The sequence below is a fragment of the Pseudomonas sp. KH_024_B2 genome, from assembly GCF_057839965.1.
The window spans coordinates 2,723,178-2,745,674 of the sequence record NZ_CM174502.1 but is presented as its reverse complement, the minus strand read 5'-3'; the positions used below and the strand labels follow the sequence as shown (position 1 = coordinate 2,745,674).

The 22,497-nt window shown below is 56.9% G+C and carries 24 protein-coding genes and 1 pseudogene; 18 read left to right on the top strand and 7 right to left on the bottom strand.

All coding sequences use genetic code 11. The features are described from left to right. Positions 1–1,063: 1,063 nt before the first annotated feature. Entirely contained in the window at positions 1,064–1,966 is a 903-nt protein-coding gene (locus tag AC3I0A_RS12850) for a Fic family protein (RefSeq protein ID WP_489378193.1), read from the top strand. A gap of 91 nt (positions 1,967–2,057) precedes the next feature. Here AC3I0A_RS12850 and AC3I0A_RS12845 read toward each other — a convergent pair whose 3' ends face one another. The 4 genes from AC3I0A_RS12845 to istA form a co-directional block, all read right to left on the bottom strand. Next, positions 2,058–2,747, bottom strand: a complete 690-nt coding sequence (locus tag AC3I0A_RS12845) for a hypothetical protein (protein WP_489378191.1) — start codon at positions 2,745–2,747, stop codon at positions 2,058–2,060. A gap of 480 nt (positions 2,748–3,227) precedes the next feature. Continuing rightward, on the bottom strand, positions 3,228–4,388 hold the full coding sequence (locus tag AC3I0A_RS12840; protein WP_489378189.1) for a hypothetical protein: 1,161 nt from the start codon (positions 4,386–4,388) through the stop codon (positions 3,228–3,230). 326 nt (positions 4,389–4,714) lie between these two features. Continuing rightward, positions 4,715–5,470 (bottom strand): IS21-like element ISPsy14 family helper ATPase IstB, encoded by a 756-nt coding sequence (gene istB / locus AC3I0A_RS12835; protein ID WP_489374734.1) that lies wholly within the window; start codon positions 5,468–5,470, stop codon positions 4,715–4,717. A gap of 19 nt (positions 5,471–5,489) precedes the next feature. Further along, entirely contained in the window at positions 5,490–7,004 is a 1,515-nt protein-coding gene (istA, locus tag AC3I0A_RS12830; RefSeq protein ID WP_489374736.1) for an IS21 family transposase, read from the bottom strand. Between the two features lie 302 nt (positions 7,005–7,306). Here istA and AC3I0A_RS12825 point away from each other — a divergent pair, with 302 nt between their 5' ends. The 4 genes from AC3I0A_RS12825 to AC3I0A_RS12810 all read left to right on the top strand — a co-directional run bounded on the left by AC3I0A_RS12825 (position 7,307) and on the right by AC3I0A_RS12810 (position 8,901). Further along, positions 7,307–7,660, top strand: coding sequence for a co-regulatory protein PtrA N-terminal domain-containing protein (locus tag AC3I0A_RS12825; protein WP_489378188.1), 354 nt, complete (start codon positions 7,307–7,309; stop codon positions 7,658–7,660). 167 nt (positions 7,661–7,827) lie between these two features. Next, on the top strand, positions 7,828–8,364 hold the full coding sequence (locus AC3I0A_RS12820; protein WP_489378187.1) for a cupredoxin domain-containing protein: 537 nt from the start codon (positions 7,828–7,830) through the stop codon (positions 8,362–8,364). 98 nt (positions 8,365–8,462) lie between these two features. After that, the gene (locus AC3I0A_RS12815; RefSeq protein ID WP_489378186.1) at positions 8,463–8,738 is read left to right on the top strand and encodes a DUF2933 domain-containing protein; all 276 of its coding nucleotides are present in this window, start codon (positions 8,463–8,465) and stop codon (positions 8,736–8,738) included. Continuing rightward, the gene (locus AC3I0A_RS12810) at positions 8,701–8,901 is read left to right on the top strand and encodes a heavy-metal-associated domain-containing protein (protein ID WP_489378184.1); all 201 of its coding nucleotides are present in this window, start codon (positions 8,701–8,703) and stop codon (positions 8,899–8,901) included. The genes AC3I0A_RS12815 and AC3I0A_RS12810 overlap by 38 nt, the downstream gene beginning before the upstream one ends. 52 nt (positions 8,902–8,953) lie before the next feature. Here AC3I0A_RS12810 and AC3I0A_RS12805 read toward each other — a convergent pair whose 3' ends face one another. After that, complete coding sequence (locus tag AC3I0A_RS12805) at positions 8,954–9,229, bottom strand: metal/formaldehyde-sensitive transcriptional repressor (RefSeq protein ID WP_489378182.1); 276 nt, start codon at positions 9,227–9,229, stop codon at positions 8,954–8,956. 72 nt (positions 9,230–9,301) lie between these two features. Here AC3I0A_RS12805 and dmeF point away from each other — a divergent pair, with 72 nt between their 5' ends. The 6 genes from dmeF to AC3I0A_RS12775 all read left to right on the top strand — a co-directional run bounded on the left by dmeF (position 9,302) and on the right by AC3I0A_RS12775 (position 14,558). Then, the gene (dmeF, locus tag AC3I0A_RS12800; protein ID WP_489378181.1) at positions 9,302–10,231 is read left to right on the top strand and encodes a CDF family Co(II)/Ni(II) efflux transporter DmeF; all 930 of its coding nucleotides are present in this window, start codon (positions 9,302–9,304) and stop codon (positions 10,229–10,231) included. Between the two features lie 157 nt (positions 10,232–10,388). Next, entirely contained in the window at positions 10,389–10,589 is a 201-nt protein-coding gene (locus AC3I0A_RS12795) for a hypothetical protein (RefSeq protein WP_489378180.1), read from the top strand. Between the two features lie 126 nt (positions 10,590–10,715). Then, entirely contained in the window at positions 10,716–10,922 is a 207-nt protein-coding gene (locus tag AC3I0A_RS12790; RefSeq protein ID WP_489378178.1) for a co-regulatory protein PtrA N-terminal domain-containing protein, read from the top strand. 221 nt (positions 10,923–11,143) lie between these two features. Beyond that, the gene (locus tag AC3I0A_RS12785; RefSeq protein WP_489378177.1) at positions 11,144–13,024 is read left to right on the top strand and encodes a copper resistance system multicopper oxidase; all 1,881 of its coding nucleotides are present in this window, start codon (positions 11,144–11,146) and stop codon (positions 13,022–13,024) included. A 12-nt stretch (positions 13,025–13,036) separates the two neighbouring features. Continuing rightward, positions 13,037–13,984 carry a copper resistance protein B gene (locus AC3I0A_RS12780; protein WP_489378176.1) on the top strand — a complete coding sequence of 316 codons (948 nt, stop codon included), beginning with the start codon at positions 13,037–13,039 and terminating at the stop codon, positions 13,982–13,984. A gap of 106 nt (positions 13,985–14,090) precedes the next feature. Further along, positions 14,091–14,558 carry a DUF411 domain-containing protein gene (locus AC3I0A_RS12775; protein ID WP_489378175.1) on the top strand — a complete coding sequence of 156 codons (468 nt, stop codon included), beginning with the start codon at positions 14,091–14,093 and terminating at the stop codon, positions 14,556–14,558. A gap of 29 nt (positions 14,559–14,587) precedes the next feature. Here AC3I0A_RS12775 and AC3I0A_RS12770 read toward each other — a convergent pair. Continuing rightward, positions 14,588–14,725: pseudogene (locus tag AC3I0A_RS12770) on the bottom strand (MerR family DNA-binding transcriptional regulator); the annotation flags it as partial. 75 nt (positions 14,726–14,800) lie between these two features. On the opposite strand from AC3I0A_RS12770, the gene AC3I0A_RS12765 reads away from it, so the two are divergent. The 7 genes from AC3I0A_RS12765 to AC3I0A_RS12735 all read left to right on the top strand — a co-directional run bounded on the left by AC3I0A_RS12765 (position 14,801) and on the right by AC3I0A_RS12735 (position 22,054). Continuing rightward, entirely contained in the window at positions 14,801–15,148 is a 348-nt protein-coding gene (locus AC3I0A_RS12765) for a mercuric transporter MerT family protein (RefSeq protein WP_489378174.1), read from the top strand. Between the two features lie 12 nt (positions 15,149–15,160). Then, positions 15,161–15,436: a mercury resistance system periplasmic binding protein MerP gene (merP, locus tag AC3I0A_RS12760; RefSeq protein WP_489378172.1), complete on the top strand. Its 276-nt coding sequence runs from the start codon at positions 15,161–15,163 to the stop codon at positions 15,434–15,436. A gap of 6 nt (positions 15,437–15,442) precedes the next feature. Beyond that, entirely contained in the window at positions 15,443–15,676 is a 234-nt protein-coding gene (locus AC3I0A_RS12755; protein WP_489378170.1) for a GDCCVxC domain-containing (seleno)protein, read from the top strand. A gap of 81 nt (positions 15,677–15,757) precedes the next feature. Beyond that, positions 15,758–16,099, top strand: coding sequence for a hypothetical protein (locus tag AC3I0A_RS12750; protein WP_489378169.1), 342 nt, complete (start codon positions 15,758–15,760; stop codon positions 16,097–16,099). Between the two features lie 98 nt (positions 16,100–16,197). Continuing rightward, on the top strand, positions 16,198–17,454 hold the full coding sequence (locus AC3I0A_RS12745; protein ID WP_489378167.1) for a TolC family protein: 1,257 nt from the start codon (positions 16,198–16,200) through the stop codon (positions 17,452–17,454). Further along, on the top strand, positions 17,451–18,929 hold the full coding sequence (locus tag AC3I0A_RS12740) for an efflux RND transporter periplasmic adaptor subunit (RefSeq protein ID WP_489378166.1): 1,479 nt from the start codon (positions 17,451–17,453) through the stop codon (positions 18,927–18,929). The genes AC3I0A_RS12745 and AC3I0A_RS12740 overlap by 4 nt, the downstream gene beginning before the upstream one ends. Next, entirely contained in the window at positions 18,926–22,054 is a 3,129-nt protein-coding gene (locus tag AC3I0A_RS12735) for an efflux RND transporter permease subunit (protein ID WP_489378164.1), read from the top strand. The genes AC3I0A_RS12740 and AC3I0A_RS12735 overlap by 4 nt, the downstream gene beginning before the upstream one ends. On the opposite strand, the gene arsN2 is transcribed toward AC3I0A_RS12735, so the two are convergent. Continuing rightward, positions 22,005–22,487, bottom strand: coding sequence for an arsenic resistance N-acetyltransferase ArsN2 (gene arsN2 / locus AC3I0A_RS12730; protein ID WP_489378163.1), 483 nt, complete (start codon positions 22,485–22,487; stop codon positions 22,005–22,007). The genes AC3I0A_RS12735 and arsN2 overlap by 50 nt on opposite strands. Between the last annotated feature and the right edge of the window lie 10 nt (positions 22,488–22,497).

Sequence of the window (22,497 nt, the reverse complement as noted above, 5' to 3'; positions counted from 1 at the left end):
CGGCCCACAGAATCAAGCCGGCAGCGGGTCTGCATCTCCAACCGCGCAACAAACCTATAGGTTTTGCCGGGTCGCTGGCCTGCAAATACGGGCGATCAAATACAGGCGATCAGCGGGTTTTCACCTCCATCCGTGCAATGAACCTATAGGTTTTCCAGGTCGCGGGCCTGCAAATACAGGAGCACAGCGGGCCTATATCTCCAACCGTGCAATAAACCTACAGGTTTTTCCAGGTCGCGGGCCCGCAAATACAAGTGAACAGCAGGTTTTCACCTCCAACCGCGCAATGAACCTACAGGTTTACCCCAGCAAATTCTCCCCGCCGTAATCGTCGTTGTGGCACGTGCAGGCAATCCTGCTGGCCGAACAGCGGCGGCAACCCTTCACTTGCGAGTGCGCGCGAGCGGCGACGGTTAGCCGCTCCTGGCCCCAAATGAGCCGATCTGACCGGAGTCTTGAGTGCGCTCTGGCTGGACTGACGTCGAGATAGTGGAATCGACCGGAAATTCGTGTACGCCCCGGTTTACGTGGCCTGCAGCCGACTTTAACGTACTGATCGGCTGTTTGAGTCGCTGAAAGGCGCCCCCTAGACCGGAATTTGGCGTACGGGCTAACCGCTCCAGGGCTTGGTGGAGCCGATCCGACCGGAATCTTGTGTGCGCTCTGGTTGGACTGACATCAAGGCAGTGGAGCAGACCGGAATTTCGTGTACGCCCCGGTTTACGGGGTCTGCAGAGCATCTGGATGGTCTCAGTGCCGACTTTCGACAGTTAAAACGAGGCAGTGGGCCGGAGTTTTCTGAGCCATGGAAGCAGGTGATTTAGAACATAGAAAACCGACCGGAATTTGTTGTACGCCCCGAATTACGAGGCCTGCGCCGACTTCAACGTTCTAATCAGCTGTTTGAGTCGCTGAAAGGCGCCCCTTAGACCGGAATTTGGCGTACGGTCTAGCCGTTTTAGGGTTCAATGGAACCGATCAGACCGGAGTCTTGTGTACGCTCAACAAACCGTTGTTGGCAGATGATGAATGAAGCAATGTCCTGTTATAGGTTTCCACGCAGATGATCACTGAGCATTGGCCAATTCCTACCCTCCCCAATTCGATTCCACCGTCGTTACTGGCGAGAGCAGACGTGCTTGTAACGAAGACGGCTTTCCTCGCTGGCATGGTCGCGCCTGAAACAGCTGCGTGCTTAAGCAACCTGCTGATGGACTCTGACGCCCACTATTCAAGCATCATCGACGGGTATCACAAAGAGCCAGAAGTTCTGAAGAATGCACTTAACTTAGCGAACCAGCAGTCCACGCTGATGAAGGTGCCTGAGCTTCGTCGGCGTATCGTAGCGGCGCTAGCCCACCACTTTCACCATCTCCAAACTCAAGAGTTTCCCGATGATAAAGGGGCTGTCGCGAGGGTGATCATGCACCGTTATTTGGATCAGCTCGGGCTGCATCCCCACCTATGGTCGCTTGCACGCGGCTTGGCCCGTAGGCATGTGGAATATCACGCTTTGGCTCCGACTCATCGCACGCGATTGAGCGAACCTGGTGGTGCCCAACCGTCAGGTAAATCCATTCTCAGCTTCATTGAATTCATGCTCGAGGTTTGCCTTGGAGAAGTGGATTACATGACTGCTGCGCTGAATCGCCACCGGCTTAGGGAAGCAGTGATGCATGCCTTCAGAACGAACTCGCGGTTAATAGAAGCAGGGATCAGACCGCAAACAGCGCCGGCATTCCTTGCCCTGCTGATCCAGGGCGCTCTACCGCGCAACGAGCTCGAAACCTTTACCGGGCTTCAGCCTATCGAAGCATCCGATCAGCTCAGCAGGTTGATTAATGTTGGCATTGCGGTGAGCGCGGCATCCAATCTCCATACGGTGCAGGTAGGCCTACCGCTCTGGTTTGCAAAGGATATTTTTTCTGATTTTTCTTTAGGGAAAAGCGAATTCGAGCCGGGCTAAAAGCCCGGAGGGCCGATAGTTTTTGGGCTGCAGATGCGGTCGATGTCTTGAGTATCGCGGCTATTGTCTCTTGGGCGATATCCGCCTGAATTCATCCCACCATCGACCTGCGACTCACGCTAGTAGTCTCCAAGACGTCCAGCGGCTCACTCCCTAAGGCTTCCATCAAACTGTTAGCTAGCCAAACTGCGTCACCCATGCTGAACGAATAGCTCATAAAGTCGAAAACGAGCTCTATTCCACCGTCATCGATTGTGTAGACACCCACTCCCCCAGTCATATCGTCCACACTGCTTAAAAGCTCACCAAAATAGATTTCACCCTCTGTTTCCGAGCAGTTGAACCTTCCGTCAGCTGTATAACTCCAGCATCCCGGCGCTATGTTACGAAACTCCCTCTCAAGCTTACTGGTGCGCCTGGCAGGTGTTGGTAAAAAGCCCGCCTTGTTTCCAACAGTCACGAAGACAGCATCGTAAAGACAGCGCGCGATCTCTTCAGCTATGGGGTTAGCAAACCTGATCGATACAGCATCTAAATTTAGACAGATACCATCATCGCCTTGGCTGGATACCTGACATGAATATTGGTCATCTAATTCACGATCTCGCCAACATGTAAAATCGCGGCCTGCGAGAAATGTTCCTGACTGCCCTTCATCTTTTCCCACAAACACCGCCAAAAGTATGCCCTTTAAAATCAAATCGGATACTTTAAGGGAAAACTTTAATGTTGAGGAGAAATAAATCTCCGTAACAACAAATTTAGTTAAAGACGGTTGCAACTTAGATGTGCTCGCGTGACTGCCTGCGCCGGGCCCAAACGCCCAAAAAAAGCAACACTTCCATCTACAGTACGAGCTTGTCGCGTGCAGACGGATTGCGAGCATCGGAGATGTATGACGAGGGCTATCGATGCATCGAGGCCAACGGTTTGCTCACTGCTCTATAGTTTTCTGCTCCTGCCCCAATGCTGCGTCGGATGGATGGCTCGGTGTAACCTGAACAGCCTCCAAGTAAGCTCTCCCCTGCCATGAACATTCAAGCAAAGCTTATTCACCTTCAATCCATCCAAAACCTCATCGCGCCGTATCGTTATCTGTATTGCGTAGACCTTGAGGCGACTTGTGATGAGGTTGATGGGTCGGAATCACTCATCTCACCGCCCGCGAGGTTTGTCAGGTGCTGCCGGACGTCGCGCTTGGCAAGCGCATCATAATGAGGAGCTCGTTCTTAAACCGAAGCGTCGACGCTGAGTCCCTCCTTTAGCGCGCTCGCAGTTGCAAAACGTTGAGAGATTCAAGTGTCTGTACCACTAGCTCCACGAGCCCTGCGTCAAAGTCCTCACGGTTTGCCTCCTCGTGAGTTCCTTTGTTCAGATACATCCAAACCAAGGACTGCTCGGGTATGCCCAATATGTGATCCAGCGCCTGGATGATCGGCGCTTTGTCAGCATGCTCAAAATTCGGGGAGCCCCTGAGTTTTGCTCTGATACCCTCGCAGAGGTTGCGAAGCGCTGGCTCAGCTCCAGAGCCTGCTATTTTCAAAGTAAGCATTCCTTGCTCACACCGCCCGAGCCACCCCCACACTTTACTGCTCAGCATTTCTAATGCTTGTCGCGCAGCGCCTAACGCCGCTCTATCATCACCTCGTTCAACAGCTGCACGAGCGTTAAGCAGGTAGGATTGAGTCGTGGCATTTCCCAAAACGCGAGGATGATAGTTACCACTGTGGTGCCTAAACGCATATGCATCCCAGTGCTCTGATGCGACGTGATTCTGGATATCCTTGATAAATTCGTTGCTATGGCAGGTCACAATGATCTGAGTTTCGATGAATCGGTCACTCTCAAATATCGCTTCTCGAATCCCCTGGCGATGCTCATGATCAATAGCGTTGATGGCGTCGTCGAACACGATCACAGGAGCTCTGATACTCAGACTCTTTGCTAACAAAATGGAAAGCCCCAAGCACCTGACGTGCCCTTCACTGAGGATCTGCAGTGCGTCTACGCGGGCAGCAGGGGTACCACGGAAACTTAATTCAATCCGCCCCTCCCCTGTCACTGGCAGGTACAGCGCTGACAGTTTGTCTCCGTCCAAATCACGCACGTTAAATTCGTTATAGAGTTCAAGAGTCAGAGCATTCAGACCGGCCATCAGCGTACCCGGCAGTTCGGTACGATAGCGACGGAGCAGAATCAAAAACTGGTCGTAAGCACTGCTGATTCGAGTGTCACACGCAATCGATTCCGCTTCCTGGGCAACCTGCTGAATAAGCAGTGCATTGTCAGCAGCGAATGCCGCGATTCGCCCTCTGGCAGCAGCTATCGCTTGCAAGCTTTGCTGACGATTGGAGGCCAATGTGGTGACTACAATGTGTGCCTGGTTCAGCCGGTCCGGCCTCGCCCAGACGACGATTTCCACCGATCAATCCATGGGCCTCGGGTAGAGCAGCTTGAAACTGAGCGTCCATATCACCATTCTCTGGGCTGAGGATAATGATGTTGTACTGATCTTTATAAGCCTCGAGCAGGCTTGGAGAGACGCGACTGAAGGCCAGAATCGTTTTTTTCATGACGCTTTATTTCACCTGTCTCAGGCTCAATTAGAACCGTGTTCTGACTTCAAATAGGTCTTTGCCCACTCTGCGGATTCCACGACACTTGGACACTCAGCCCACGATCATTTGGACACTCATTCCACGCTCACTTGGACAGGCAGTCGGAGCGCAGCGACGCAGGTTCGCATTGTTAGTCTGAAGTCCCGGTTGCAGTCAATTTCGTTGCGCGCCTGCGCATCGATTCGCCCTTCAGTTCGATGCGGTAAGCGTTGTGCACCAGCCGGTCGAGGATCGCATCGCCCAAGGTCGGATCACCGATTAGCGCATGCCATTTATCCACCGGCATCTGGCTGGTCACCAGCGTCGAGCGGTTTCCGTAACGGTCGTCCAGCAGTTCCAGCATGTCGCGCCGCTGCGCGGCGGTAAACGGTGCAAGGCCCCAGTCGTCCAGGATCAGCAGATCGGTCTTGGCATAACCCGCCATGAGTTTGGCGAAGCGACCGTCGCCGTGGGCCAGGCCCAGTTCTTCCATCAAGCGAGGCAGACGCAGATAACGCACGCTGTAACCGTCCCGGCAGGCCTTATGGGCCAGCGCGCAGGCGAGCCACGTTTTGCCTACGCCTGTCGGGCCGCCGATGATCAGATTCAGGCCGTCGCGCAGCCATTGGCCGCTACCGAGTTGCAGGATCAGGGCCTTGTCCAGGCCGCGCGGGCTGCGGTAATCGATATCTTCCAGGCAGGCGTTGTGGCGTAGTCTCGCGGCTTTGAGGCGAGTGGTCAGCCGAGCATCTTCACGCTCGGTCACTTCGCGGTCGACCATCAGGCCGAGGCGTTCGTCGAAGCTGAGATCGCTGATGTCGGGCGTTGCGTGTTGCTCGCTCAGCGCTTTGATCATGCCGTGCAGCCGCAGGGTTTGCAGCTTGTCCAGAGTCGGGTTGGGTAGCATCTTGATGCTCCTTTTCAGGTCAGTGGTAGTAGTCGGGGCCACGCAGGTTGATGTGTTCTTCGGGCAGCAGTGGCAGGTTTTGCTGGGTCAGCGGCAGCCGTTCCAAGCCTTGGCGCAGGATCGATTCGAGGCTTTTGTAACTGCATGCGCCGAGTGCCAGCGCACGCTGGCAAGCGGCTTCCAGCCGCTCTTCGCTGTGCTGTTTACTCAGGCGCAGGATGCCCAGACAGGCACGGAAGCCGTGCTGCGGATGAATTCGGCGCTCGAGGATGTAGGCGATGACGCCGGCCGTGTTCGGGCCGGTCTGCTCTGCCCAACGGATCAGCCGTTGTGGCGTCCACTCGGCATGTTCGCGGTGGCTCTTGGGCATGTGCTCGGTGTGGGTGGTGTGGCGACCTTTGTGCTGCGAGCGCAGATGACTGGCCACGCGCTGATTGGCGTGGAAGCACTCGACAGTCTGCGCGGTCAGCCGCACTTCGAGTTGGTGCTTCACCAGCTGGTACGGCACCGAGTAGTAATGGCCGTCGACTTCGACGTGGTAGTCGATGTGTACCCGCACTTTTTTCCACTCGGCGTAAACGTAAGGATGTTCCGGCAGCGGTTGCAGCACGGGCCGGTCGATGTTCTCGAAGGCCGACCGGCGCGAGCCGGGCAGCTTCTTGAAGGGCTTTTGATTGAGGCGATCCAGCAGCAGTCCGATTGCTATGTTGAGTTCGCCGAGAGAGAAGAACTGGCGGTCGCGCAAGACCGCTAGGATCCAGCGCTCGACCACTTGCACACCAACTTCAACCTTGGCTTTGTCCTTGGGTTTTCGGGATCTCGCGGGCAGCACCGCTACGCCGTAATGCTCGGCCAGATCACGGTAGCTGGGGTTGATGTCGGGCTCGTAGCGATGTGCTTTGGTGACGCCACTGCGTAGATTGTCCGGCACCAGAATCTGTGAGGTGCCGCCCAGAAAAGCGAAGCACCGAGTGTGCGAGCCCAGCCAGTCTGGGAGTTTTTGCGACCAGGTGGCCTCGGCGAAGGTGTAGCTTGAGGCGCCCAGGACGGCGACGAAGATCTGCGTCTGACGGATTTCGCCGGTTTTCCGGTCGATAACTGGCACGGTTTGGCCAGCGTAATCGACGAACAGTTTTTCGCCAGCTCGGTGCTCCTGACGCATGACCACATCGACCTTGGCGGCCCAGAGGCGGTAGTGCTCGCAGAACCAGCTGTACTGGAAGCCTTGCGAATGGCTGAGCCGATACTCTTGCCAGAGCAGAGCCAGAGTCACGCCGGGGCGGCGCAGTTCTGCGTGAACATGAGCCCAGTCGGGCATCGGCCGTTGATCGCTGGGAACCGTCGGCGCTGGCGGGAACAGACAGCGTTCCAGTTCAGCATCCGACAACGCCGTCGGCCAGGTCAGCCCGCAAGCGTTGAAGCGATGCAGGTAGTTGCCGGCGCTGCCACTGCTGATGCGAAGGCTGGTGGCGATCTTGCGCACGGACAGGCCGGCGTCGAACTTTAGGCGTAGTACCTCTCGGATTTTACGCATGGATATACGCTCCACGACGACCTCTTCGCTTCGAGAAAAGAGGTCGATGGTAGTGAATAATCCTGCGTCGCTGCCTGCCTGAGCATGGGTTGGGTCAGTGGAAAATCACTGTCCAAGTGCTCGTGGAATGAGTGTCCAAGTCAGCGTGGAATCACTGTCCAAGTGTTCGTGGAATGGGTGTCCAAGTGCGCGTGGAATCCCCATCTAGGGTTTGAACATGAACACTTTCAAGTGCTCAATCCGGCTCTCCAGCGAGAAGAATCCTAGGGAGTCCGACAACATCCCTATCAAGGAGCTGCCCCATGAACTCTCTCAAAACCTTGTTTCTGGTTGGCTCGATCCTGCTCTCGACCTCGGTATGGGCTGAGGGCGGCGGAGATCGAGTGATGGCGCGCATGGAAAATCTGCGCGATAAAGCCGAAGTCGTTCTGATTCAAGCCGAAAAGGCCCCTGAGGGGCAACGCCATGCGTACATGGCAGAGCATATGAAGATACTCAGCGATCTCATGAGCGAACTTCATAAGGATCATCCCGATGCATCGATGACACCTCAACAGCATCTCGCCTGGATGGAGAAACACGACAAAATCGTCGATGACGTTTTGAGCCAAATGCAACGCGAGCACAAATTGATGCTTTCAGAAAAGCATCAGTAAGGGCTCTATATTCGAGATTTTTTCGCACCTCATCAGATTCAAACGGCGTCGCTTCGACGTCGTGTTTTATTTCAGAAACTGACAGAAATGTAGTGTTCAGGTCAGTTAACTGGCAGCTCAGTTTCCTTAGCATAACCAGTGCTACCCACTTTCACTTTGAGGTCACTATGAAAGCAAAATTTGCTATCCCGGTTTGCGCTGCAATAACTCTTTTCCTCGGTTCTACAGCCATAGCCAGCGTTGGCCACGGGAAAGATGACATTGGTCAGCCTGGAGCAGCGGCCGAGGTTACCCGCACGGTTGAAGTGAAAATGGGCGATATTGCCTTCGAGCCCAAAAACATCGATGTCAAACCTGGGGAGACGGTTCGCTTCGTCCTGCGCAACGAAGGCTCGCTGCTGCATGAATTCAACATCGGCAAAGCCGCTGCCCATGCCGCGCATCAAAAAGAGATGGCAGCTATGTTCCAGAACGGCACGCTCAGTCCTACCGGACATGGGCAAGCGATGAGCGATATGGGACACAGCATGGGTGGTATGAAGATGGTCGGGATGGAGCACAACGATCCGAACAGCGTTTTGATCGAGCCTGGCGCAACCAAAGAGCTTGTCTGGACCTTTGCCAAGAGCACAGGCCTGGAGTTTGCTTGCAACGTACCGGGCCACTATCAGTCGGGAATGGTTGGTCAGTTTGAAGTGAAGTGACGCGTGGATTGATCGATATCACAGTCTCAAAGCGAGCGTTGACTACTCTCAGTCGCAAATGTCACCGCAACTCTTGCAGGCACAGTAGGAACAGAATCATGACTAACCATCCGCATTCGGTTGAAAATTCGCCTTCTTCCTTTTGGAGGAGCAAAACGGGTGTCGTACTGATCATGCTGGTTGCGATCGGGGTTTTCTACGTGGTCCGGGAACATTTCAGCCATGTTTCACCTTATCTGCCCTATCTGATCCTGTTGATCTGCCCGTTGATGCATTTTTTCGGGCATGGCCACGGCAGTCATGGTCGAGAGGCCGCTCACCATGAGAGGAATAACCATGTTCGTCTTGGACGTTTCAGGCATTGGTTGCGGTAGCTGTGTTAGCAAAATTACCAAAGCCACTCAGTCGTTGGATAGCGACGCAAGGGTTTCGGTAGATCGTGCTGCTGGCAAGGTCAACGTTGAAAGCATCGAAAGCCCAGAGCGAGTCCGCGCAGCTGTTGAAGCGTTGGGTTTTCCTTCCAGGGTCAGCGCCTGAGGCGGTGATCTGCTCCAGCGTTAACGCCCTCATGCACAGGCTCTCCCTTGGCTCATTTCAAATATGAGCGCAGGGCCGAGATGACCTGATCCAGGTCTTCTTGGCGTTGTTCAGGAGTAACGGCTTCAGCACCCAGGTGCTCACGGATATGCCCTTCAAGCACCTCTGCCATCAATCCGTTCACCGCGCCTCTCACCGCTGCAATCTGTTGCAGTACAGCAGAGCACTCTACTTCCTGCTCCAGCGCTCGCTCCAAAGCCTCCGCTTGTCCCTTGATGCGTCTGACGCGGGTCAGCAGTCGTTTCTTGTCTTGGATGGTGTGCGGCATACGGCTGTTCCTTCTCCATTAATCTATACTGGGGTATAGTATATTTTTGTTCATTAAGCGGGACTGAAACTCATGTCTTCAACAATCTCAGGCGGTCAGGGCCACTCTCACATCTTCGATGAGGGTAACCCCTTAGCCGAGAAAAACACCCGTCGGGCGATGATTCTAACTGCATTGATGATGGTTGCAGAGATTGCCGGCGGATGGTTCTACAATTCGATGGCATTGCTTGCTGATGGGTGGCACATGAGTTCCCATGCGCTGGCTCTGGGACTTGCTGTCCTGGCCTATGCGGCGGCAAAACGATTTTCCAATGACACCCGCTTTGCGTTTGGGACCTGGAAAATGGAAATTCTAGGGGGTTACACCAGCGCTATCCTGCTGATCATGGTGGCGGGGTTGATGCTCTATCAATCGATTGAACGGTTGATACTCCCCTCTTCGATTCACTACGACCAGGCCATCGCCATCGGTGTTGTGGGCTTGCTCGTGAATATCGCTTGCGCCTGGTTACTCAAGGATGGTCATGCCCACACACATCATGACCACGATCATGGGCATGGGCATGGGCATGGGCATCATGACTTGAACCTGCGCTCTGCTTACATGCATGTATTGGCGGACGCCGCTACGTCGGTGCTGGCCATTCTGGCGTTGATCGGGGGTAAATTCTGGGGGGCTGCGTGGCTTGACCCAGTCATGGGCCTGGTTGGTGCCGGCTTGGTTGCGAGCTGGGCCTATGGCTTGATTCGTCAAACCAGTCGCGTATTGCTGGATGCAGAAATGGATTCGCCAGTCGTCGAAGAGGTCCGGGAAGTCATCGCCTCCAGTCCCATTTCTGCACAGATTAGCGACCTTCATGTATGGCGAGTAGGCAAAGGGAAATATGCCTGCATCCTGAGTTTGACGACTGACCAAAATGCGACACCGGCTTACTTCAAAGACCTCTTGTCAGTGCATGAGGAACTGGTTCACATCACTGTTGAGCTAAACGCTGCCTAAAGCAAAGGCGTAACTGGCCTCAGCAGGCGTGAAGAGGCCTGTTCACATTGACGCGCAGCTCAGAGCTGGGCTCTTGCGACTTAGTGGCAGTGGTAGTCGTTCGTAGTCCCCTCAGCATTCGAAGCGGTAGGTTAGTTCGGTGCTCTTGATCTGCTTTTTGGGCCTGATGACTGCATGCGGCGGCGACGAGAAAGAAACAACCTCCGAGAGCGCTGACAGCGGGCAACTCTTCAGCGATGAACTCGAAAATATCGGTCATGGTGAGAATACCGATGAAGCCACCGAATTCAGTTATTACAAAAGCGATGTTACGCAAACGGTTGTTCAAGGAGGAAAGCGCAACCTGACGCAACTGTAATATTCACCTAAGGTTTCTGACAGGGTATGACGATTAAGGTGGCATCGAGCCTTGAGCTCAGCCCCAAGTATCATCTTTTGATGTTGATTCAACGGGGTAACCAAAAACTTATCCGAGGATACCCAAATGAAATCCATGAAAACCCTGTTGGTCATTGCAGCTTTGACCGTCTCTTCTCTGGCTATGGCCGAAGGCGGTGGTGACCGGGCATTTGCACGCATGGAAGAGGCCAGGAAGGACTCGATGGAGTCGTACCAAATTGCCCAAAAGCAAGGCACTCAACCCCCCGTAGCCGAGAGCAAAGCCAAAGCCGCCGACCACGCCAACTGCTGATCCGTTTGGCACATTCCCAAGCTGACAGAAATGTAATCACCCTGATAGTTAAAGTGTGGCAATTTCTGAGCTCGTCTGCCGTATGAGTTTTGTCATTTGCGGCGGCGGGCAAGGCTCAGGGGGATTCGAGACGAACTCCAGAGAAGTTGCCCCCCAACCGATAAGCAAAACGCACAAAGTGTTTCGCACGGCTTCCTTTTGACTGAGTGGACATAAACGGCATGCATTGCAAAACCTCTAGGCGGACCTTCGTCAAAGGCCTGGCCGCTGGTGGTATTCTCGGCGGTCTTGGCCTGTGGCGCACCCCTGTATGGGCAGTAACCAGTCCCGGTTTCCCGAACGTACTGACCGGCAATGAATTTGATTTGTTCATTGGCGAAACCCCAGTGAACATCACCGGCTCGGCGCGCACGGCGATGACCATCAACGGCTCTTTGCCGGGACCGCTGCTGCGCTGGCGTGAAGGGGAAACAGTCACGCTGCGGGTGAAGAACCGCCTGGACCAGGACACCTCCATCCATTGGCACGGGATCCTCCTGCCGGCCAACATGGATGGTGTACCGGGCTTGAGTTTCCATGGCATCGCACCGGATGGCATGTACGAGTACAAATTCAGGGTTCATCAGAACGGTACGTACTGGTACCACAGCCACTCGGGTTTGCAGGAACAGGCAGGTGTCTACGGTCCGATCGTGATCGACTCGAAGGAGCCTGAACCTTTCCAATACAACCGCGATTACGTGGTCATGCTGACCGACTGGACCGATGAAGATCCTGGTCGGGTCATGGCCAAACTCAAGAAACAGTCGGACTACTACAACCACCACAAACCTGATGTTGGCGACTTCATCGATGATGTCAGCGAGAAAGGCTGGGCCGCGACGGTGGCGGATCGCAAAATGTGGGCCGAAATGAAAATGAACCCCACCGACCTCGCAGACGTCAGTGGCGATACTTATACCTATCTCATGAATGGCCAGGCCCCTGACGGTAACTGGACCGGTATTTTCAAACCGGGTGAGAAACTGCGGCTGCGCTTCATCAACGGTTCAGCCATGAGCTATTTCGACGTCCGTATCCCGGGTTTGAAAATGACCGTGGTGGCTGCCGATGGCCAACACGTCAACCCTGTCAGCGTCGACGAATTCCGCATCGCCGTAGCAGAAACTTATGACGTGATCGTGGAGCCTGTCAGCAAAGAGGCTTACACCATTTTCGCCCAGTCCATGGATCGAACCGGATATGCCCGCGGAACCCTGGCCGTGCGTGAAGGGCTGAAGGCGCCGGTGCCGGCGATCGACCCGCGCCCTCTTCTGACCATGGATGACATGGGGATGGGCGGGATGGCTCACGGCAACATGGCAGGTATGGATCACAGCAAGATGGCCGGCATGGATCAAGGCGATATGTCCGGCATGACCGGTATGGATCACAGCAAGATGACTGGCATGGATCAGGGCGATATGTCCGGCATGACCGGTATGGATCACAGCAAGATGACTGGCATGGATCAGGCCGATATGTCCGGCATGGCCGGCATGGATCACAGCAAGATGGCAGGCATGGGCGCAGGAGCTATGCAGTCTCATCCAGCCTCCGAAACCAACAACCCCCTGGTCGACATGCAAGCCATGAGCCCGACGCCGAAGCTGAACGATCCCGGTATTGGCTTGCGCAACAACGGCCGTCGCGTTCTTACCTACGCTGACCTTAAGAGCACTTTCCAGGACCCGGATGGCCGCGAGCCCAATCGCACCATTGAGCTGCACCTGACCGGTCACATGGAGAAGTTCTCCTGGTCATTCAACGGCATCAAATTCTCCGACGCCGAGCCATTGCGCCTCAAGTATGGCGAGCGCCTGCGCATCACCCTGGTGAACGACACCATGATGACCCACCCCATCCACCTCCATGGCATGTGGAGTGACCTTGAGGATGAGAACGGTAATTTCATGGTGCGCAAACACACGATCGACATGCCGCCCGGAACCAAACGCAGCTATCGAGTCACCGCCGATGCTCTGGGACGCTGGGCCTATCACTGTCACCTGCTGTTTCATATGGAAATGGGCATGTTCCGTGAAGTACGGGTTGATGAGTAAAGGAGACGGGGCATGAGCACATATCTGAATCGTAAATCGCTGATCGGTTGCGCCTTTGTCGTTGGCCTGTCGGGTGGTATTTCTCCCATGGCCCTGGCAGCGGAAGGCTCAATGGAGCACGGTTCCATGGGCCAGGGTTCGATGGAAACCATGGATCACAGCAAGATGAACATGGACCAGGGCCAAATGGGGGACATGGAGAACATGGACCACAGCAACATGAGTATGGACGCAGGGGCGACTACCACGAGTCGAACCCCCATTCCCGTACTGACCGATGCGGACCGTAAGGCCGCCTTTCCTCTGGTCGCCGGTCATGGAGTCCATGACAAAACACTCAATTCCTTCATCCTGCTCGATCAGTTCGAATACCAGGACGCCGATAACGCCAGCGCACTGAGTTGGGATGCGAAAGGATGGATCGGCGGCGACCTTGATCGCTTGTGGCTTCGCTCGGAAGGTGAACGCAGCAACGGCGTAACGGAAAGCGCCGAACTCCAGGCGCTTTGGGGGCACTCGATCAGTCCGTGGTGGGAGGTCGTCACCGGCGTGCGCCAGGATTTTAAACCCGGCTCGCCGCAGACTTGGGGCGCCTTCGGCATCCAGGGCATGGCCCTCTACAACTTTGAAGCTGAAGCCACCGCTTTCATTGGTGAGAACGGCCAGACCGCCGCTCGGTTAGAGGGCGACTACGACATTCTGCTCACTAATCGCCTGATTTTGCAGCCCACCGCCGAAATGAACTTCTACGGGAAAAACGATCCTCAGCGCGGCATTGGCTCCGGTTTGGCCAATACCGAAGTGGGTTTGCGGTTGCGCTACGAGATTGTCCGCGAGTTTGCCCCCTATATCGGGGTTACCTGGAGTCGCTCCTATGGCAAGACCGCCGACCTCGCCAGTGATGAAGGAGAAGATACGAACGAGGCGCGATTTGTCGCCGGTATTCGGATGTGGTTTTGAGAGCCTGACATGAAAAGAACATTGAAAACATTGACTGCTGCCGGTGAAGCTCCAGCAGCCGCTCAGCCAAAAACTCATACCCATGCTGATGGGAAGGATCATACCCATGCGAAATAACTTTCCTCGTCCCGGCCGGGCACTTTGCCTCGCTGCATTCGCGGCTCTGTTCATCAGTTCAGCGGGTCATGCAGCAGAATCGTTGACGATCGACGTCCATCGTGACGCTAACTGTGGATGCTGCAAGAAGTGGATCCAGCACCTTGAAGCTAATGGCTTCACCGTCGTTGATCATGTAGAAACCAACATGAGCGCGGTCAAGCAGGACCTGGGTGTTGTACCGCGTCTCTCGTCATGCCACACCGCAGTGATCAACGGAAAATTTGTTGAAGGCCATGTACCAGCTGAGCAAATAGTTGCCTTGAGCAAACGCGATGACCTTATCGGGATTGCTGTGCCGGGTATGCCGGCAGGCTCGCCTGGTATGGAGGCTGGTGGGAAGCAGGATGCTTATCAGGTCATCGGCCTGAACAACGCAGGTACCGACCAAGTGATCGCGGAGTACCCAGAAAAATAATCTTCACCCCGGTTTTGGCATAGTCATCGCTCTACCCCATAGCGCCGATGACCACCCAGCGGCTTGGTGGGTTCATCCAGCAGGCCGAGCCGCTGGTAATAGCGAATTGTCTCGACACTCGCTCCAACAGCATCCGCCAGCTTTCCGATGGTCAGCTCTTTCGACACCCTATCCCCCTTGATTCCGTACCCAGGTACAGGGTTTACAATATCATCTGGGCAAACGGGTTCAAGGAATCCGACATGGCATTAATCACGGGAAAAAACTCACTGCTCGCCAGTGCGCTAGCCGCTATTGGTGCATCCGTATGTTGTGTCGGACCACTGATATTACTGACCCTTGGGATCGGCGGTGCCTGGGTCGCAAATCTGACAGCACTGGAACCCTATCGCCCGATCTTCATCGGGCTGACGCTGCTATTTCTCGGTTTAGCCTTCTACATGCTCTACCTTGTACCGCAGCCCGGCGCCTCGGGTTCGTCTTGCGCCGTCTCTCGCCCCCTCAAGCGGCAACGGTTGATTTTCTGGCTGGTTGCAGTACTGCTGCTCGGCCTGTTGGCCGTGCCTTGGCTCGCCCCACTGTTTTACTGAGAGAAGATCACCATGCGCCAACGACTGATTGCCCTGCTCGCCAGCTTACCCTTGGCAGCGCTGGCCGCCCCACCCGTATCCGTTACGCTCGCTGTGCAGAACATGACATGCGAGCTATGCCCGATCACTGTGAAGAAGGCACTGCAGAAGGTACCAGGCGTAGATGCCGTCACTGTCGATCTCGACAAGAAAACCGCCACTGTGACTTTTGACCCAGACCAAACCACGAACGAAGCGCTCACCGAGGCGACAATGAACGCGGGCTACCCCTCCACCGTGCAGAAGTGAGGCCCCATGAGTACCCTTGTTCTTGAGTCCGTGCTGACCTGCCCGCACTGTGGTTTCGCCAGGCAGGAAACGATGCCCACAGATGCCTGTCTGTACTTCTACGAATGCAGCAACTGCAAGAAGCTACTGCGCCCTGATCCAGGCGACTGCTGCGTGTTCTGCTCCTTCGGCTCGGTGAAATGCCCACCGATTCAAGCGCAGCGAGGATGTTGTGGACAGGAGATAGACCGGGCGTTTTGAGTACCTTCAGTCTCTATCCGACGGGCTTTTCCTGACAGATTGGTAATTGTACAGTCCGTTACCAACGACTAGACTCCCCGCATGAAACGCTACCTGCGGTGCTGCCTCATTTTTCTGATCAGCCTGGCGCTTCCCCTCAGCGGGATGGCGGGCGTTCAGGCACCGACAGAACCTTGCCCGATGAAAACGACGGGCATGGCGATGATCGGAGATATGGGCCAGGGCTGTTGCCACGACATGAAAAGCCCCTCCGATCATGGCAAACCCTGCAAGCCTGGCCAGGAATGCAGGACTGGCGGCATGCTGCAAGTCTCGATCATCACGCCTCCTGTCACCTTGTCCAGTCCCGTTGTGCTTTCCTTCCCCAGCGACTTCCTCCCTGCCCAGGCCCCGTCCGGGGTGTGGCGACCGCCTCGCGCTTGATTCCTGTACCACATTGAACCTCATTCCGCTTTAGCGGGATGGCCTATCTGCGCGCATGTCCAAGAGGCGCGCAGTGGATCATCACAGGAATCGTGAACATGAAACCCAAGTGCTACTGCACCGGTTGGTCCGTCGTGGCCGCCCTGGCGGCAAGCGTGCTGGCATTGCCGAGCCTGGCCGCCCCTCTGACACTCGATGAAGCCTTGCGACTGGCCGAAAACAATGCCCCGTCGCTGATGGCCCAAACCGCCAAACTGCAAGCCGCCAGTAGTGCTGCCATTCCAGCCGGCGAATTACCCGATCCGAAATTACTGCTGGGCGTGCAGAACTACCCCGTTGGCGGTCCCGATCGCTGGAGCATTGACCAGGACTTCATGACCATGCAAATGGTCGGAGTCATGCAGGAAGTGCCCAGCCGCGACAAACGCAAAGCACGTATCGAGGTCGCCGAGGCGGCCGTCGATCGAGCGGCGGCTGAAGGTCGTGTGGAGCGGCTGAATGTCCGTCAGGCTACTGCATTGGCCTGGATCAGCAGCTACTCAATCGAGCGTAAAGACGCACTGTTCCAGGACTTCTATCGAGAGAACCGTCTGTTGGCCGATACCGTCCGGGCACAGATCGCCGGCGGTCGCGCTCAACCTGCCGATGCAGTCACGCCGAAACAGGAAGCGGCTCAGTTGGCGGAGCAACAAGACGAACTGATTCGCCTGCGTGCCCAAGCCCGTGCCGCGCTCAAACGCTGGATTGGTCCGGCCGCCAATGACCAGCCAACCGGCAGCTTGCCGGAGTGGCCTATCGATACTTCGGGTTATACCCATAAGCTACAACATCATCCTGCGCTGACGGCCTTCGCCCCGATGACCCGTGAAGCGCAGGCCAAGGTGCGTGAGGCGCAAGCGGAAAAACAGTCCGACTGGAGCTGGGAACTTGATTACCAGCGCCGCGGGCGGGAATTTGGCGACATGGTCAGCGTGCAATTCACCTTCGACCTGCCACTGTTCCCCGGCTCCCGACAGAACCCGAAAATCGCCGCCAAACACGCCGAACTGAATCAGTTGGAGGCCGAGCGCGAAGCCCTGATACGCGAGCATACCGAGCAACTGGAGGCGGATCTGGCCGAATACGAACGCCTGAACCGTGCCGTGCGCCGCAGCCAGGACAGCCTGTTGCCGCTGGCCAAGGAAAAGGTCGGCCTGAGCATGGCCAGCTACCGCGCCGGTAAAAGCGACCTGGCACCGGTCATCGCTGCCCGACGTGAACTCATCGAGGCTCGCCTCAAACAGATCGACTTCGAGGAACAGCGAGCACTGACCAGTGCCCGCCTGTATTTCACTTACGGGGAAACCAGCCAATGAGCACCCGAATCTGGAAAGGGGCTTTGTTGACCGGTTTGTCGGTCGCCCTGGGTGTTGTCGGCGGTTACTGGATCGCTCAGCAGCGCATGAACGCAATGCCTGACGGCGCCACCGAACAGAGCCCCAAGACTCAAGACGAACGCAAGGCGCTGTATTGGTATGACCCGATGGTCCCGCAGCAGAAGTTCGATAAACCGGGCAAATCGCCCTTCATGGACATGCAACTGGTGCCCCGATACGCTGATTCCGCGGTGGACAGTGCGGCCATCAGTATCGACCCAAGCCTGACCCAGAATCTCGGCCTGCGCCTTGCAACCGTCACTCGCGCAGGCCTCGCCGCAAGCCTGGACGTGGTCGGCGTGCTGGCGTTCAACGAGCGGGATGTCGCGGTGATTCAGGCGCGTACCGCGGGTTTTGTGGAGCGGGTCTATGCCCATGCACCAGGCGATGTGCTCGAAGCCAATGCGCCATTGGCGGATATCCTGGTACCGGAATGGGCGGCTGCTCAGGAAGAGTTCCTCGCACTGAAGCGTAATGGCGATGCCGACTTGCTGGCGGCGGCACGCCAACGGCTACGCCTGACGGGGATGCCGACGGCGCTGATTACTCAGGTAGAGCGCAGCGGCAAGGTCCAGCCGAACCTGACCCTCACCAGCCCCATCAGCGGTGTGCTGCAAGAGTTGGATGTACGTACGGGTATGACCGTGGCGGCCGGCGAGACCCTGGCCCGCGTCAATGGCTTGAGTAGCGTCTGGCTGGCCGTGGCCGTTCCAGAGTCGCAGACGGGATCGATCGTCGTCGGTCAAACGGTCGAAGCACGCCTGCCAGCCTTCCCGGGGACAGTGCTCAACGGCACCGTCAGCGCCATTCTTCCCGAAACCAATCCGGACAGTCGCACCCTTCGCGTACGCGTCGAACTACCCAACCCTGACGGGCGCCTCAGACCCGGATTGACGGCGCAGGTGCGCCTGAATCGTTCGACTGAGCAAAGCGTGTTGTGGGTACCGAGCGAGGCACTCATTCGCACCGGCCGACGCGTCCTGGTGATGCTTGCCGAAGACGCTGGTCGTTACCGGCCGGTAGAGGTGCAACCCGGTCAGGAAAACGAAGGCAAGACGGTGGTATTGAAAGGTCTGGAAGAAGGCCAGCAGGTGGTTTCCTCCGGACAGTTCCTGCTCGACTCCGAAGCCAGCCTCAAGGGCATAGTGGCGAGAACGCTGGAAATACCACCACCTCCAGCCGCAGCCTTGCATGAGGCCGATGGGCAGATTGTCGAAATCAATAGCAAAGACGTGACGCTTGCCCATGGGCCGTTCAAGACGCTGGGCATGCCGGGCATGACCATGACCTTCCCGTTGGCAGCCCCGGCACTCATGCAAGGGCTCAAGGCGGGCGACAAGGTTCGGATCGCAGTGAGCCAGACCGATGATGGCTTGCGGGTTGAACGCCTGGAAAAAACCGGGAGCCAGCGATGATCGCCGCCCTTATCCGCTGGTCAGTGGCCAACCGCTTCCTGGTGCTGCTGGCAACGCTGTTCGTCACCGCCTGGGGCATCTGGTCGGTTCAGAGCACTCCCATCGATGCGTTGCCGGACCTCTCCGATGTTCAGGTGATCATCCGCACCCCTTATCCGGGACAAGCGCCGCAAATCGTCGAGAACCAGGTGACCTACCCGTTGGCCACCACCATGCTCTCGGTACCCGGAGCCAAAGTCGTGCGCGGCTATTCGTTTTTCGGCGACAGCTTCGTTTACGTGTTGTTCGAAGACGGTACCGACTTGTATTGGGCCCGTTCGCGAGTGCTGGAATACCTGAGCCAGATACAAAGTCGCCTGCCGGCTTCCGCCAAACCGGCTTTGGGGCCAGACGCCACGGGAGTGGGCTGGATCTATCAGTACGCACTGGTGGATCGCAGTGGCGGACACGACCTGGCGCAACTGCGGGCCCTGCAGGACTGGTTTCTCAAATTCGAACTCAAGACCCTGCCCAACGTTGCGGAAGTCGCCACCGTGGGCGGCATGGTCAAGCAGTACCAGGTCCAGCTTGATCCGCTCAAACTGGCCAGTCAGGGCATCACCCAGGCTGAGGTGACCGAGGCCATTGGCAAGGCCAATCAGGAAACCGGTGGTGCTGTGCTGGAGCTGGCGGAGACCGAGTTCATGGTCCGCGCCTCCGGCTACTTGAAAACCCTCAATGACTTTCGCGCGATTCCACTCAAGCTCGGTGCTGCTGGCGTACCGGTGACCCTTGGCGATGTAGCCACGATCCAGTTGGGGCCGGAAATGCGTCGCGGCATCACCGAACTCGACGGCGAAGGCGAGACCGTTGGTGGCGTGGTGATTCTGCGCAGCGGCAAGAACGCTCGCGAGACCATTGCCGCGGTCAAGGCCAAACTCGATGACTTGAAAAGCAGCCTGCCGGCCGGGGTGGAAATCGTCACCACCTACGACCGTAGCAAGCTGATCGACCGCGCCGTGGAAAATCTCAGCCACAAACTGCTCGAAGAGTTCATCGTCGTCGCGCTGGTCTGCGGGATATTCCTCTGGCACCTGCGCTCATCCCTGGTGGCCATTATCTCGCTGCCGGTTGGGGTGCTGATTGCCTTCATCGTCATGCGCTACCAAGGGATCAACGCCAACATCATGTCCCTCGGCGGGATCGCCATCGCCATCGGCGCCATGGTCGATGCCGCCGTGGTGATGATCGAAAACGCTCACAAAAAGGTCGAGGCCTGGTACGCGGCCCATCCCGGCGAAGAGCTGAAGGGCGAACATCACTGGCATGTGATGACCGAAGCGGCGACTGAGGTGGGGCCGGCGCTGTTCTTCTGCCTGTTGATCATCACCCTGTCGTTCATTCCGGTGTTCACCCTGGAGGCGCAAGAGGGCCGCCTGTTTGGTCCCCTCGCCTTCACCAAGACCTACGCCATGGCCGCGGCGGCCGGTCTGTCGGTGACCCTGGTGCCGGTGCTGATGGGCTACTGGATTCGCGGACGGATCCCCAATGAACAACAGAATCCATTGAACCGTTGGTTGATCAGGCTCTATCAACCGGCCCTGGACGCGGTGCTGCGTCGTCCCAAAATCACCCTGCTGGTCGCGCTATTGATCTTTCTCAGTGCGCTATGGCCGATCTCTCGCCTGGGTGGCGAGTTCCTCCCGGCGCTGGACGAGGGCGATCTGCTCTATATGCCTTCGGCCCTGCCAGGGTTGTCGGCGCAGAAAGCCGCGCAGCTGCTGCAACAGACTGACCGCCTGATCAAGACCGTCCCCGAGGTCGAACACGTCTTCGGCAAGGCTGGCCGCGCCGAAACCGCCACCGACCCGGCGCCGCTGGAGATGTTCGAGACCACTATCCAGTTCAAACCACGCGAGCAGTGGCGCCCCGGGATGACCCAGGAGAAGCTGGTGGAAGAACTGGATCGAGTGGTACGCATCCCTGGCCTGACCAACATCTGGATACCACCGATCCGCAACCGCATCGACATGCTCGCCACCGGGATCAAGAGTCCGATCGGAGTGAAAATTGCCGGCACCAACTTGACGGAGATCGACGCGGCTACTCAGGCGGTCGAGCGCGTGGCCAAAAATGTGCCTGGGGTCAGTTCGGCCCTGGCTGAACGATTGACTGGCGGGCGTTACATTGATGTGGATATCGATCGCAAGGCTGCTGCCCGCTACGGGCTGAACATCGCCGATGTGCAGTCGATCGTGGCCGGCGCTATCGGTGGTGAAAACGTCGGGGAGACGATTGAAGGGCTCGCGCGCTTCCCGATCAACGTGCGCTATCCCCGTGAGTGGCGTGACTCGCTCGGCGCCCTGGAGCAGCTGCCGATCTACACCCCTTTGGGAAGTCAGATCACCCTCGGCACTGTGGCGAAGGTCAAGGTCAGCGATGGCCCTCCCATGCTCAAGAGCGAGAACGCCCGGCCTTCCGGCTGGGTGTACATCGACGTGCGTGGCCGCGACATTGCCTCCGTGGTCGCCGACCTGCGCCGGGCCGTCAGTGAGCAGGTCAAACTGCAACCTGGAATGAGCCTGAGCTACTCAGGGCAGTTCGAGTTTCTTGAACGAGCGAATGCGCGGCTCAAGCTGGTGGTGCCGGCCACGCTGCTGATCATTTTCGTCCTGCTGTACCTGACTTTCGCCCGCTTCGACGAGGCTTTGCTGATCATGACCACCCTGCCGTTCGCCCTGACTGGCGGGGCGTGGTTCCTCTATCTGCTGGGGTTCAATCTGTCGGTGGCTACCGGTGTTGGCTTTATCGCCCTGGCTGGTGTGTCAGCCGAATTTGGCGTGATCATGCTGCTCTACCTGAAGAACGCCTGGACCGAACGAGAAGATGCCGGTGATAACACTGAGCGTGGATTGATCGCCGCGATTCGTGAAGGCGCGGTGCAGCGGGTCCGACCCAAGGCCATGACAGTGGCCGTCATCATTGCCGGTCTCTTGCCCATCCTGCTGGGCAGCGGCACCGGTAGTGAAGTGATGAGTCGCATCGCCGCACCCATGGTCGGTGGCATGGTCACTGCGCCCTTGTTGTCCTTGTTCGTCATTCCGGCGGCCTACCGCTTGATGCGCCGCAATCGTGGAGGTCTTTGACCATATAAACAGCCGAAGCCGGGCAAAGTGATGTGAACTCATCCGCGCTGGAAATCGTCTCGGGGGCCTCGCTACGCGGGGCTGCCCGATAGCCGTTTGCACTGAAGAACGTCGACGCTGTATCCGTCAGAAGATGCAGCCGTCGTACCCCATCGGTTACCGCTACGTGTTCTAGCATCGCCAGCACTCGACGACCATCCCCCTTGCCCCGTCGGCTCTCCACCAGAATGAGGGAACGCAGCAACCGATCCGGACCGTGCCCTTCGATCCCGCCAAAACCGAGCAACTCTGCAGCGCGGTCGAAGCGAAAGAACATTCGACCTGGTAGCGTCAGATCCTCAATCGGCAGTCCTGCCTCGCTCAAAAAATGACTGAGCTCGGGTATCTCGGCGCTGCTGAGTTGCCTCACTCGAATTTTATTCTGCTCGGTCATCGGTAACTCC